The organism is Streptomyces sp. NPDC044064, from assembly GCF_056434245.1.
In genome coordinates this window covers 97,104-109,611 of sequence record NZ_JBWKFN010000007.1, presented here as the reverse complement: position 1 = coordinate 109,611, position 12,508 = coordinate 97,104, and the positions used below count along the sequence as shown (strand labels likewise).

Below are 12,508 nucleotides of genomic sequence, written 5' to 3'. Positions count from 1 at the left end.
GCGACCGTCGGGCGCGGAGGTGGTCACCGTGACCGAGACATATGAAGTGGTGGTGGTCGGGGGCGGCGCGGCCGGCCTGTCCGCCGCGCTGGTGCTGGGCCGGGCCCGGCGGCGCACGCTGGTGGTCGACGCGGGCGAGCCGCGCAACGCGCCGTCCGCGCACCTGCAGGGCTATCTGTCCCGGGACGGCATGTCGCCCGCCGAGTTCCTGGCCGTGGGCCGCGAGGAGATCGCGCGGTACGGCGTGGAGCTGGTCCGGGACCGGGCCGTGGACGCGACCAGGGGCGAGGACTTCACCGTGGTGCTCGCGAGCGGCCGGACCGTAAGGGCGCGGCAGCTGGTGGTCGCCACCGGTCTGAAGGACGAGCTGCCGCCGGTCCCCGGGGTCGCCGAGCGGTTCGGCCGGGACGTGATCCACTGCCCGTACTGCCACGGCTGGGAGGCCCGCGACCGGGCGACCGGCGTGCTCGCGAGCAGCCCGATGAGCGTGCACCAGGCGCTGATGGTGACGCAGTGGTCGAAGGACGTGCGGTTCTTCCTGCACGAGGTGCGCGAGACGGAGCTGACGGACGAGGACCGGCGCAGGCTGGCCGCCGCCGGGGTCAACGTCGTACCCGGTGCGGTCACGGAGGTGCTCGCCGAGGAGGACCGGCTCACCGGCGTCCGGCTCGCGGACGGCACGGTCCACGACCGCGAGGTGCTGTACGTCGCGCCGCGTGCCGTTCCGCAGAACGCCCTGCTCGTGCGGCTGGGTGCGGAACTGCGCGAGACGCCCTTCGGCAGCTTCCCGGTGCTCGACGAGCGGGGCCTGACGACCGTGCCGGGCCTGTGGGCGGCGGGCAACGCCGGCGGCTTCGCCGAGCAGGTGGTGAACGCGGCGAGCCGTGGCTACCGGGCCGGGGCGGCGATCAACGGCGAGCTGCTCTTCGCGGACCTCGACGCGGCCGCGCGGGTGTAGAGACCGCACCCGCGGTGCAACCATGACTGCATGCTGCTGTCCCGGCTGGCCGAGGTGTCCCGGGAGGTCGCCGCGACGGCCGCCCGGTCCCGTAAGACCGCGCTGCTCGCGGAACTGTTCCGGGAAGCGGAGGCGGACGACGTGCCGATCGTCATCCCCTACCTGGCCGGACGGCTGCCGCAGGGGCGGCTCGGCGTCGGCTGGAAGGTGCTGGGCCGACCGGTCCCGCCGGCCGCCGGGCCCTCGCTGACCGTGCGGGAGGTCGACGCCCGGCTCGGCGAGCTGGGCAAGGTGTCCGGGGCCGGCTCCCAGGCGGAGCGGGCCCGGATCGTCGGCGAGCTGATGGGCGCGGCCACCGGGGCGGAGCAGCACTTCCTGCGCGGCCTGCTCACCGGTGAGGTGCGGCAGGGCGCGCTGGACGCGGTCGCCGTGGAGGGTCTGGCGCAGGCGACCGGCGCGGATCCGGCGGACGTCCGGCGGGCGGTGGTGCTCGCCGGGTCGCTGCAGACGGTGGCACAGGCCCTGCTGGCACAGGGGCCCGGGACGCTGGACCGGTTCCGGCTCACGGTCGGCCGCCCGGTGCTGCCGATGCTGGCGCAGAGCGCCTCCTCGGTGGCCGAGGCGGTCGAGAAGCTGGGCTCGTGCGCGGTGGAGGAGAAGCTGGACGGCATCCGGGTCCAGGTCCACCGGGAGGGCAGCGCGGTCCGGATCCACACCCGGACGCTGGACGACATCACCGACCGGCTGCCCGAAGTGATCCGGGCGGCCCTGGGGTTGGCGAGCGACCGGTTCATTCTCGACGGCGAGGTGATCTCCTTCGGCGCGGACGGCCGGCCCCGCTCCTTCCAGGAGACCGCCGGCCGGGTGGGCTCCCGGACCGATGTGGCGAAGGCCGCCGCGGAGGTGCCCGTCTGCCCCGTCTTCTTCGACGTGCTGCTGGTCGACGGCCAGGACGTCCTCGACCTCCCGTTCTCCGAACGGCACGCGCTCCTGGCCGATCTGGTGCCCGCGCCGCTGCGGGTCCGCCGGACCGTGGCGTCGGGGCCGCAGCACATTCCCGACGCGGAACGCTTCCTCGCCGACACCCTCGCCCGCGGCCACGAGGGCGTGGTCGTGAAGGCGCTGGACGCCCCCTACAGCGCGGGCCGGCGCGGTGCGTCCTGGCTGAAGGTCAAGCCCGTGCACACGCTCGACCTGGTCGTCCTGGCCGCCGAGTGGGGCCACGGCCGCCGCACCGGCAGGCTCTCCAACCTCCACCTCGGCGCCCGCAACCCGGACGGCACCTTCGCGATGCTCGGCAAGACCTTCAAGGGCATGACCGACGCGATGCTCGCCTGGCAGACCGAGCGGCTGCGGGAGCTGGCCGTCGAGGACGACGGCCGGTTGGTCACCGTACGCCCGGAACTCGTCGTGGAGATCGCCTACGACGGCCTGCAGCGCTCCTCACGCTACCCGGCCGGCGTCACCCTGCGCTTCGCCCGCGTGGTCCGCTACCGCGAGGACAAGAGGGCGGCACAGGCCGATACGGTGGAGGCCCTGCTGGCGGCCCACCCGGAGGTCAAGCCGTGACGGTGCGGACGACGAAGCGCAGCGCGGGACTACTGCTGTTCCGGCACACCGACGACGGGCTGGAGGTGTTGCTCGGCCATATGGGCGGTCCCTTCTTCGCGAAGAAGGACGCGGGAGCGTGGACCGTGCCCAAGGGCGAGTACGAGCCGGACGAGCCCGCCTGGGAGGCGGCCCGGCGCGAGTTCCGGGAGGAGCTGGGGCTGGCGCCGCCCGACGGGCAGGCCGTACCGCTCGGCGAGGTCGCGCAGGCCAACGGCAAGATCGTGACCGTGTGGGCGATCGAGGCCGACCTGGACCCGGAGGCGATAGCCCCCGGCACCTTCACCATGGAGTGGCCTCCGAGGTCCGGGCGGACCCAGGAGTTCCCGGAGCTGGACCGGGTGGCGTGGTTCGGCCTGGACCGGGCCCGGGCGCTGATCATCACGGCTCAGGCCGCGTTTCTCGACCGCCTGGGGGAGCACTCGGGCTGAAGGGGGGGCCTACGCGTTGCGGTCGGCACCGCCGCGCGCGAAGGTCGAAGCAAGCCCGCTCCCAGGGAGGTCAGCCATGCCCATCGCGACGGTGAACCCGGCGAACGGCGAGACGCTCAAGACGTACGAGCCCATGGGTGAGGAGGAGCTGGAACGCCGGCTCCAGCTCGCCGAGGCGACGTTCCGCACCTACCGGACGACCACGTTCGCCGAACGCGCCCGACTGCTGAACAAGGCCGCCGACCTGCTGGCGGAGGACCAGCAGGAGATCGGCCGGGTCATGACCACCGAGATGGGCAAGCCGGTCAAGCAGGCCCGCGCGGAGGCCGCGAAGTGCGCCAAGGCGATGCGCTGGTACGCCGAACGCGCCGAGGGACTGCTCGCCGACGAGGAACCGGCCGAGGCGGACGTGCGGGACTCCGGCGCCTCGCGGGTCCGGGTGCGCTACCGGCCGCTCGGGCCCGTCCTCGCGGTGATGCCGTGGAACTTCCCCCTGTGGCAGGTGATCCGCTTCGCCGCGCCCGCGCTGATGGCGGGCAACGTGGGCCTGCTCAAGCACGCCTCGAACGTCCCCCAGACGGCCCTGTACCTGGAGGACCTGTTCCACCGGGCGGGCTTCAAGGAGGGCTGCTTCCAGACACTGCTGGTCGGCTCGGGAGCGGTCGACGGCATCCTGCGCGACGAGCGGGTGAAGGCCGCGACGCTCACGGGCAGCGAGCCGGCCGGGCGGGCCGTCGCCGCCGCCTCCGGCGAGATGATCAAGAAGACGGTGCTGGAGCTGGGCGGCAGCGACCCGTTCGTCGTCATGCCCTCCGCCGACCTCGCCCGGGCGGCGCAGGTCGCCGTGACCGCGCGGGTGCAGAACAACGGACAGTCCTGCATCGCGGCGAAGCGGTTCATCGTGCACACCGACGCCTACGACGCCTTCGCCGAGAAGTTCGTCGCGGGCATGAAGGCGCTCAAGATCGGTGACCCGCTGGCGGAGGACACCGAGGTCGGACCGCTCGCCACCGAGCAGGGCCGGGTCGACCTGGAAGAGCTGGTCGACGACGCGAAGCGCAGTGGCGCCCGGGTGCTGTGCGGCGGGGAACGCCCCAACTGGCCGGGCTGGTACTACCCGCCGACCGTCCTGGCGGGCATCACCCGGGAGATGCGCATCCACCGCGAGGAGGCGTTCGGGCCGGTCGGCACGCTGTACCGGGCCGACGACCTGGACGAGGCGATCCTGATCGCGAACGACTCCTTCTTCGGGCTGAGTTCGAACGTGTGGACGCAGGACGAGAACGAGGTGGAGCGGTTCGCGCGGGACCTGGCGGCGGGTGGCGTGTACGTCAACGGGATGACCGCCTCCCATCCGGCGTTCCCGTTCGGCGGTGTGAAGAGGTCCGGGTACGGACGTGAGCTGTCCGGGCACGGAATCCGGGAGTTCTGCAACATCACCACGGTTTGGCAGGGTGCGTGAGGACTGCGCGGCTACCATCCCGTTTGTGAACCGCGAAGTGACTCTGCCTCTGATCGTCGACGACCGCGGTGCCCTGCAGGTTGCCGCGGCCGATGTGAGTAAGTTGTTGCGGACCGTCGGTGGGCGGTGGCTGCATCTTGTCGAGGCAGGGGAGCAGGGGCTCGACGAGGATACCGTCGCCGCGTTGACCATCGAGCTGGCGAAGCTCGCGGATCGTATCGACGTGGCGTGCATCGCCCACAGCAGTGGAGCTCCTGGCTAGGGAGTTTCCCCCAGCGCGTTCCAGAACATCGCCTCGTAGGACTGGAGCAGGCTTCCGTAGGTGTGGGCCAGGCCGGTGTTCAGGCGGCCGGATTCCAGTGCCTCCGCCACCGCCGCCGTCGCCTGTGCGTCCAGACCGGGGGACGGCTCCGCGAAGAGGTCGAAGAAGGCGCAGGCCTCGTCGGAGAAGTCGTAGTGACGGCGCAGGCCTTCGGCGATGCGGGCGCAATAGCCGCCCCACGCCGAGAAGTTGGCGGTGAGGGCCAGGATCGCGTCGGCCGGGGAGGCGTTGAGGGCGAGCCAGGAGACGTAGGCGGGGTAGGCCTGGCAGCCGGAGCGGGGAACGTACGCGCGCGTCTGCTCCCCGGTCACGCCGGATGCGGCCGCGAACGCGGCCAGATGCTCCCCCGCCAGCGTCTCGCCCTCGGCGAGCGAGGTGAAGAAGGCGGCCGCGGTGCGGGAGTCGGCCGCGCGCTCCGCCAGGTGTACGAAGGCGCGCCGGTCCGCGGCGATCACCCACCGCTGTTCCAGGGCCAGGGCGGCGAGGATCTCGCCGCTCGCCTCGCCTCCGGCGATCAGCGGGACCAGGTGGTTGGTCCGCGGGTCCGGGGCGAGTTGGGCGGTCGTGTCGGCCAGTAGTTCTGCGGCTTCGGGCGCCATCGGGTCCTCCTTGGGGCGTACGGGTTCCAGGTCCGATACCTACCCCTTGTCCCCGATTCGGAGTAATCCGACGAGAGATCGTCGCCCCCTCGGGTGAACCTGGGTGGACCACCTTCTGACCGGCGGGCGCGGGTCCGCCGGACGGCGAAAGCAGGGACGGCTCATGGCGACTTTGTGCAGACCCTCGGTGTCCGTACCCGAACACGTCATCACGATGGAGGAGACGCTGGAGCTGGCACGTACGCACCACACGGACCACCCCCAGCTCCCGCTGGCCCTCCGGCTGATCGAGAACACGGGCGTCCGCACCCGGCACATCGTGCAGCCCATCGAGGAGACCCTGAAGCACCCCGGGTTCGAGGAACGCAACAAGCTCTACGAGGCCGAGGCGAAGGCCCGTGTCCCCGCGGTGATCCAGCGCGCGCTCGACGAAGCGGAGGTCCTGACCTCCGACATCGACGTCATCATCTACGTGTCGTGCACGGGCTTCATGATGCCCTCGCTGACCGCGTGGCTGATCAACGAGATGGACTTCCCGTCCAACACCCGCCAGCTCCCCATAGCCCAGCTGGGCTGTGCGGCCGGCGGCGCGGCCATCAACCGGGCCCACGACTTCTGCTCGGCCTACCCCGAGGGCAACGCCCTCATCGTGGCCTGCGAGTTCTGCTCGCTGTGCTACCAGCCCACCGACCTCGGCGTCGGCTCGCTGCTGTCCAACGGCCTGTTCGGCGACGGCATCGCCGCTGCCGTGGTGCGCGGCCGGGGCGGATCGGGCGTCCAGCTGGAGCGCAACGGCTCGTACCTGATCCCCAAGACCGAGGACTGGATCGCGTACGACGTCCGGGCCACCGGCTTCCACTTCCTGCTGGACAAGCGCGTGCCGACCACCATGGAGCCGCTCGCCCCGGCGCTCCAGGACCTCGCGGGCATGCACGGCTGGGACGCCGCCGACCTGGACTTCTACATCATCCACGCGGGCGGGCCCCGAATACTCGACGACCTCAGCAAGTTCCTGCAGGTCGACCCGCACGCGTTCCGGTTCAGCCGGGCCACGCTCACCGAGTACGGCAACATCGCCAGCGCCGTCGTCCTGGACGCGCTGCGCCGGCTGTTCGAGGAGGGCGGTGCCGAACATCGGGCGCGCGGGCTGCTGGCCGGGTTCGGTCCCGGCATCACCGCCGAGATGACCGTGGGCCGCTGGGTCCAGGACAGCGGGACGACTCGATGAGTGAAGAGACCCTCACCGAGACCCTGCCCCCGATCCGGCACTGGCCGGCGGTCGATCTGACCGGGACCGACTTCGACCCGGTGCTGGCCGATCTGATGCGCGAGGGCCCGGTCACCCGCGTCCAGCTGGCCAGCGGCGAGGGCTGGGCGTGGCTGGTCACCCGGTACGACGACGTGCGCATGGTGACCAACGACTCCCGCTTCAGCCGCGAGGCGGTCATGGGCAGGCAGGTGACCCGGCTCGCCCCGCACTACATCCCGGACCGGGGTGCGGTCGGTGTCCTGGATCCGCCCGACCACACCCGGCTGCGCCGTTCGGTCGCCGCCGCGTTCACCGCGAAGGGCGTGGAGCGGATCCGGCCGCAGGCACGCGGCATGCTGGACGAGCTGGTCGACGAACTCCTCCAGGACGGCCCGCCCGCCGACCTGACGGCGACGGTCCTCACTCCCTTCCCGATCGCGGTGATCTGCGAGCTGATGGGCGTCCCGGCGGGCGACCGGCGCGACATTCACACCTGGACCCAGCTGATCCTGTCCTCCGCGCACGGAAAGGAGGCCAGCGAGAAGGCCAAGCGCGAGATGAGCGCCTACTTCTCCGATCTCGTCGGGCTGCGCGAGGGCAGCACGGCCGAGGACGTCACCTCGCTGCTCGGCGCCGCCGTGGGCCGGGGCGAGGTCACCCTGGAGGAGGCCGTCGGTCTCGCCGTCCTCCTCCAGATCGGCGGAGAGGCGGTCACCAACAACAGCGGCCAGCTGTTCTACCTGCTGCTGACCCGCCCCGACCTGGTCGCCCGGCTGCGCTCCGATCCGGGGATCCGCCCGAGGGCGATCGACGAACTGCTGCGCTTCATCCCTCACCGCAACGCCGTCGGCCTCTCCCGGATCGCCCTGGAGGACGTGGAGATCAGGGGTGTACAGATCCGCGCGGGCGACGCGGTCTATGTCTCCTACCTGGCCGCCAACCGCGACCCGGGCGTCTTCACGGACCCGGAGACCATCGACTTCTCCCGCAGCCCCAACCCGCACGTGGCGTTCGGCTTCGGCCCGCACTACTGCCCCGGCGGCATGCTGGCGCGGCTGGAGTCGGAGCTCCTGGTGGACGCCCTGCTGGACCGGCTGCCGGGTCTGCGGCTCGCCGTACCGCCAGGACAGGTGCCATTCAGGAAGGGCGCGTTGATCCGCGGGCCCGAGGCCCTGCCCGTGACGTGGTGAGCGGCCGATGACGACGACCGAGGGGCTGGCGGTACCGGAAGGGTCCGCGGCCCGAGGAGTGGCGCAGGCCCGGGCGGACGCGCCGGTCCAGGAGGCGACGCAGTCCGAGGGACTGCTGGTGCCTCCCGGCCATGGCCGCGTCGTCGCGACGTCCGCCCAGCGGGTGACGTTCAAGGTCACCGGCACCCATTCGCGGACGGCCTCCACCTTCGAGGTGGAGGTCCCGCCGGGCTTCGACGTCGGTGCCCATGTACACACGCGCAGCGAGGAGTTGTTCTACGTCCTCGACGGCGAACTGGACGTGCTCGCCTTCGAGCCGCGTGTCCGCACCCCCGACAACTGGCAGAAGTGGGAGTCGAGTTCGGGCAGCCGTGTGGTGAGGGCAACCCCGGGCACGGTGATCGTCGTACCCCCAGGCTGCCCGCACGCCTTCGCCAACCCGACGGACACCCCGGCGAAGATGTTCTTCCAGGCGTCCCCGCCCCCCGATCACGAGCGCTACTTCGAGGAGCTCCTGGAGATCCTGGGGAACGGGGGGCCGCCGGACCACGAGGCGATCGAGGAACTCCGCAAGCGGTACGACATCGAGCAACTCACGCCTCTGAGACACCGCTGAGCGTCCCCACGACGCTACCGGATCGGCATCCCCGACAGGGTCCGCGCGATCACCAGCCGCTGGATCTCGCTCGTACCCTCGAAGATCGTGTAGATCGCGCTGTCCCGGTGCATCCGCTCCACCGGGTACTCCCTGGTGTACCCGTTGCCGCCCAGGATCTGGATCGCCTGCGCGGTCACCTTCTTCGCGGTCTCGCTGGCGAACAGCTTGGACATGGAGCCCTCGGCCGCGGTGAACGGCTTGCCGTTGACCGCCATCCAGGAGGCACGCCACACGAGCAGCCGCGCGGCGTCGATCTGCGTGCGCATGTCCGCCAGCTGGAAGGCGACGCCCTGGTTGTCGATGATCGGCCGCCCGAACTGCTCACGGGTCGTCGCGTAGTCGAGAGCCACCTCGTACGCGGCCCGCGCGGTGCCCACCGCCATCGCGCCGACGGCCGGGCGGGAAGCCTCGAACGTGGCCATCGCCGCGTTCCTGACCCGCTCACCGCCGGAGGCCTTGGCCCGCTGCCGGGCCCGGGCGAGCCGCTCGTCCAGCTTCTCCTTGCCGCCGAGCAGGCAGGAGCCGGGAACGCGCACGTTCTCCAGGACGACCTCGGCGGTGTGCGAGGCGCGGATGCCGTGCTTCTTGAACTTCTGCCCCTGGGACAGGCCCGGCGTGCCCGGCGGGACGATGAAGGAGGCGTGGCCCTTGGAGCCCAGCTCCGGGTCGACGACCGCGACGACGACGTGGACGTTGGCTATGCCGCCGTTGGTCGCCCAGGTCTTCGTACCGTTGATCACCCACTCGTCCTTGGCCTCGTCGTACACGGCACGCGTGCGCATGGACGCGACGTCGGAGCCGGCGTCGGGCTCGGAGGAGCAGAACGCGGCGACCTTGACGTCGTTCGCGTCGCCGTACATCTGGGGGATCCAGGTGCCGATCTGCTCCTCGGTCCCGTTGGCGAGAACGCCCACGGCGGCCAGGCCGGTGCCCACAATGGAGAGGGCGATGCCCGCGTCGCCCCAGAACAGCTCCTCCATGGCCATCGGAATACCGAGGCCGGTGGGGTCGAAGTACTGCTGCGCATAGAAGTCGAGGGAGTAGATGCCGACCTTCGCGGCCTCCTGGATGACCGGCCAGGGAGTCTCCTCACGCTCGTCCCATTCGGCGGCCGCGGGGCGGATCACATCGGCGGCGAAACCGTGCAGCCAGTCCCGGACCTCCTTCTGTTCGTCGTTGAGCTCCATGGTGAACTCGGCCATGTCCCCTCCAGCGGCGGCGCGTACGGTGTTACTAGCGGTAACCCGAGTGTGTTACTGACCGGTAGGAAAAGTCAACTCCCGATGACGCCTCGGCATCCCGTTCGATGTCAGGGGCGTGGACAGTGTTAGTTTGCGCAGGCGTCACCGAATCAGCACGGGTGGGGAGAGCACATGGACACCACGCAGCGGACCGATCAGCAGCGGTCCGCCGACCGCCGACGGCGCGAGCTGCTGGAGGCGGCGGACCGAGTCGTTCTGCGTGACGGTCCGCAGGCCTCGATGAACGCCATCGCGGCGGAGGCCGGAATCACCAAGCCGATCCTCTACCGCCACTTCGGCGACAAGGGCGGGCTCTACGCGGCCCTGGCCAAGCGGCACACGGACGCTCTCCTCGACTCGCTGCGGGCGGCACTGGACGCCCCGGCCGAGCGGCGGGAGCGCGTGGAGTCCACGCTGGACACCTATCTCGCGGCGATCGAGGCACGGCCTCAGGTGTATCGGTTCCTCATGCATCCGGCGGAGGGAAGCCAGGGCGGCGAACCGGGCTTCGACGTCGGCAAGCATTCGGCTCCGCTGCTCCGGCGGATGGGCGAGGAGCTGGCCCAGGTCATCGAGGAGCGGCTGGATCTCGGGCCCGGGAGCCAGCAGCTCGCCCGGGTCTGGGGGCACGGGATCGTCGGGATGATGCATGCGGCCGGGGACTGGTGGCTCGGGGAGCGGCCGTGCTCCCGCGCCGAGTTGGTGAGGTCTCTCGCCGATCTGCTGTGGGGGCGCCTCGCGGCGGCCGGGGACAAGATGGGCGGTCCGGGGTTCTGACCGCCCGCCTCCTGCCCGCGGGCCGTGGGGGTTTGTCGCACAGTCCCCCGCGTCCCGTCAGGCGCGACCGCCCGCACGGTGCCACGAAGATCGCGAGATTTGTCTCATCAGTCTGCGGCGGCGCCGGCCCTCGAGGTGGTCGGCGTACACCGTGCCCTCCAGGTGGTCCGACTCGTGCTGCAGGCACCTGGCGAAGAAACCCGTGCCGTGCACGGTGACCGGTTCTCCCGTCACCGTGAATCCCTCGACGACCGCGTGGTCGTGGCGTTCCATACCCGCTTCCAGTCCCGGCAGGGACAGGCAGCCCTCCGGACCGCGGATCACCACACCGTCGGCCTCCACCAGGCGCGGGTTCACGACATGTCCGAGATGTCGGACGTCCTCGTCGTCGGGGCAGTCGTAGACGAACACCCGTAGCGGCACGCCGATCTGGTTCGCGGCCAGGCCCACCCCCTGGGCCGCGTACATGGTCGCGAACAAGTCCTCCACGAGTGCCGCCAGTTCGGGGCCGAAGTCCGTGACGTCCCGGCAGGGCTCGTGCAGGACGGGGTCGTGGAGCAGGGAAAGAGGCCGGACGCGCCCGTGGGCGCCCGGGATCGGGCCGTGTCGCATGGCGGCAAGGGTACGGTTCGTTCAGTTCATGCCCGCCGCCAGGCAAGGGCCGGGATTCGGGTGTGCGAATGGATCTCGATAGGCTGAGGCCCACACCACGTAGCCGGATGGCCCCAGGCGCGGCGCGTACGCAAGGAGGATCGAGAACTGATGGCAGGCAACTCGGACCCGCTCACGCCGCGGGCCAAGCTGGCCGTGACCGCGGGCAAGGCGGTCGCGGCGGCGTCCCGCGCCGCAGGACGCGGCAGCGGATCGGTGATCGGTGGCCGGGTCGCACTCAAACTCGACCCCGACCTCCTCGCCCGGCTCGCCCAGAACCTGGACGTCGTCCTGGTCTCGGCGACCAACGGCAAGACCACGACGACCCGGCTGATCGCGGAGGCCCTGCGGGCCGCGGGCGAGGTCGTCTCGAATGCGCTCGGCGCGAACATGCCGGCCGGCATCACCTCGGCGCTGGCCGGCGGCTCGGACGCCAAGTTCGCCGTCATCGAGGTCGACGAGAAGTACCTGGCCGGCGTCGCCCGGGACACCGACCCGAAGTGCATCGCGCTGCTCAACCTCTCGCGCGACCAGCTGGACCGCGCGGCCGAGACCCGGATGCTCGCCGAGAACTGGCGCGAGGGCCTCGCCGGGACCAAGGCCGTGGTCGTCGCCAACTGCGACGACCCGCTGGTGGTCTGGGCCGCCTCCTCGTCCCCGAATGTGATCTGGGTCGCAGCCGGGCAGATGTGGAAGGACGACGCCTGGTCCTGCCCGTCCTGCGGTGGCGTGATGCAGCGCCCAGGTGACGACTGGTTCTGCGGCGAGTGCGGCTTCCGCCGGCCGACGCCCACCTGGGCGCTGTCCGGGGACCATGTGCTGGATCCGCACGGTTCCGCCTGGCCGATCCACCTGCAGCTGCCGGGTCGCGCCAACAAGGCGAACGCGGCCAGCTCCGCGGCCGTCGCCGCCGTCTTCGGGGTGCCTCCGCAGGTCGCCCTGGAGCGCATGTACCAGGTGCAGGCCGTCGCGGGACGCTACGACGTCGTCCAGTTCGAGGGCCGTGACCTGCGGCTGCTGCTGGCGAAGAACCCGGCCGGCTGGCTGGAGACGTTCTCCCTGATCGACCCGCCGCCCGCCCCGGTGATCCTGTCCGTCAACGCCCGCGGCGCCGACGGCACCGACACATCCTGGCTGTGGGACGTCGACTACACACGGCTGACCGGCCACCCGATCTTCGTCATCGGTGACCGGAAGCTGGACCTCGCCGTCCGTCTGGAAGTCGCGAACCAGCACTTCCAGGTCTGCGAGAACCTCGACCAGGCCGTGCAGATGTGCCCGCCGGGCCGGATCGAGGTCATCGCGAACTACACCGCGTTCCAGGACCTGCGCCGCCGCGTCGGCAACTGATCTTCGAAGGGC

At 71.2% G+C, this 12,508-nt stretch carries 13 protein-coding genes; 10 read left to right on the top strand and 3 right to left on the bottom strand.

Annotated features, from left to right (window positions below):
- The first annotated feature begins 28 nt into the window (after nucleotides 1-28).
- The 5 genes from AC07DS_RS13710 (at nucleotide 29) to AC07DS_RS13690 (ending at nucleotide 4,721) form a co-directional block, all read left to right on the top strand.
- Nucleotides 29-958, top strand: coding sequence for an NAD(P)/FAD-dependent oxidoreductase (locus tag AC07DS_RS13710; protein WP_479144945.1), 930 nt, complete (start codon nucleotides 29-31; stop codon nucleotides 956-958).
- Between the two features lie 30 nt (nucleotides 959-988).
- Nucleotides 989-2,527, top strand: coding sequence for an ATP-dependent DNA ligase (locus AC07DS_RS13705; RefSeq protein WP_479144943.1), 1,539 nt, complete (start codon nucleotides 989-991; stop codon nucleotides 2,525-2,527).
- Nucleotides 2,524-2,997, top strand: a complete 474-nt coding sequence (locus AC07DS_RS13700; protein WP_479144941.1) for an NUDIX hydrolase — start codon at nucleotides 2,524-2,526, stop codon at nucleotides 2,995-2,997. The genes AC07DS_RS13705 and AC07DS_RS13700 overlap by 4 nt, the downstream gene beginning before the upstream one ends.
- Before the next feature lie 76 nt (nucleotides 2,998-3,073).
- Nucleotides 3,074-4,459, top strand: a complete 1,386-nt coding sequence (locus tag AC07DS_RS13695) for an NADP-dependent succinic semialdehyde dehydrogenase (RefSeq protein ID WP_479144939.1) — start codon at nucleotides 3,074-3,076, stop codon at nucleotides 4,457-4,459.
- Nucleotides 4,460-4,484: 25 nt separating this feature from the next.
- A complete protein-coding gene (locus AC07DS_RS13690) occupies nucleotides 4,485-4,721 on the top strand; it encodes a DUF6213 family protein (RefSeq protein ID WP_145885049.1) in 237 nt (78 codons plus the stop codon).
- On the opposite strand, the gene AC07DS_RS13685 is transcribed toward AC07DS_RS13690, so the two are convergent.
- A complete protein-coding gene (locus tag AC07DS_RS13685) occupies nucleotides 4,718-5,380 on the bottom strand; it encodes a transcriptional regulator (RefSeq protein WP_479144937.1) in 663 nt (220 codons plus the stop codon). The genes AC07DS_RS13690 and AC07DS_RS13685 overlap by 4 nt on opposite strands.
- 163 nt (nucleotides 5,381-5,543) lie before the next feature.
- Here AC07DS_RS13685 and AC07DS_RS13680 point away from each other — a divergent pair, with 163 nt between their 5' ends.
- From AC07DS_RS13680 to AC07DS_RS13670, 3 genes are all read left to right on the top strand, one after another.
- Nucleotides 5,544-6,608, top strand: a complete 1,065-nt coding sequence (locus AC07DS_RS13680; protein WP_479144935.1) for a type III polyketide synthase — start codon at nucleotides 5,544-5,546, stop codon at nucleotides 6,606-6,608.
- Nucleotides 6,605-7,819 (top strand): cytochrome P450, encoded by a 1,215-nt coding sequence (locus AC07DS_RS13675; protein WP_479144933.1) that lies wholly within the window; start codon nucleotides 6,605-6,607, stop codon nucleotides 7,817-7,819. Before AC07DS_RS13680 ends, AC07DS_RS13675 begins: the two co-directional genes overlap by 4 nt.
- A 118-nt stretch (nucleotides 7,820-7,937) precedes the next feature.
- Complete coding sequence (locus tag AC07DS_RS13670) at nucleotides 7,938-8,435, top strand: cupin domain-containing protein (RefSeq protein ID WP_479145288.1); 498 nt, start codon at nucleotides 7,938-7,940, stop codon at nucleotides 8,433-8,435.
- A gap of 14 nt (nucleotides 8,436-8,449) precedes the next feature.
- Here AC07DS_RS13670 and AC07DS_RS13665 read toward each other — a convergent pair whose 3' ends face one another.
- Nucleotides 8,450-9,679: an acyl-CoA dehydrogenase family protein gene (locus AC07DS_RS13665; protein WP_479144931.1), complete on the bottom strand. Its 1,230-nt coding sequence runs from the start codon at nucleotides 9,677-9,679 to the stop codon at nucleotides 8,450-8,452.
- Between the two features lie 171 nt (nucleotides 9,680-9,850).
- Here AC07DS_RS13665 and AC07DS_RS13660 point away from each other — a divergent pair, with 171 nt between their 5' ends.
- A complete protein-coding gene (locus AC07DS_RS13660; protein WP_389185982.1) occupies nucleotides 9,851-10,495 on the top strand; it encodes a TetR/AcrR family transcriptional regulator in 645 nt (214 codons plus the stop codon).
- Between the two features lie 57 nt (nucleotides 10,496-10,552).
- On the opposite strand, the gene def is transcribed toward AC07DS_RS13660, so the two are convergent.
- Nucleotides 10,553-11,107: a peptide deformylase gene (gene def, locus AC07DS_RS13655; RefSeq protein ID WP_479144929.1), complete on the bottom strand. Its 555-nt coding sequence runs from the start codon at nucleotides 11,105-11,107 to the stop codon at nucleotides 10,553-10,555.
- Between the two features lie 150 nt (nucleotides 11,108-11,257).
- Between def and AC07DS_RS13650 the strand changes: the two genes are divergently transcribed.
- Nucleotides 11,258-12,496 carry a MurT ligase domain-containing protein gene (locus AC07DS_RS13650; RefSeq protein ID WP_386580604.1) on the top strand — a complete coding sequence of 413 codons (1,239 nt, stop codon included), beginning with the start codon at nucleotides 11,258-11,260 and terminating at the stop codon, nucleotides 12,494-12,496.
- Nucleotides 12,497-12,508 lie beyond the last annotated feature (12 nt).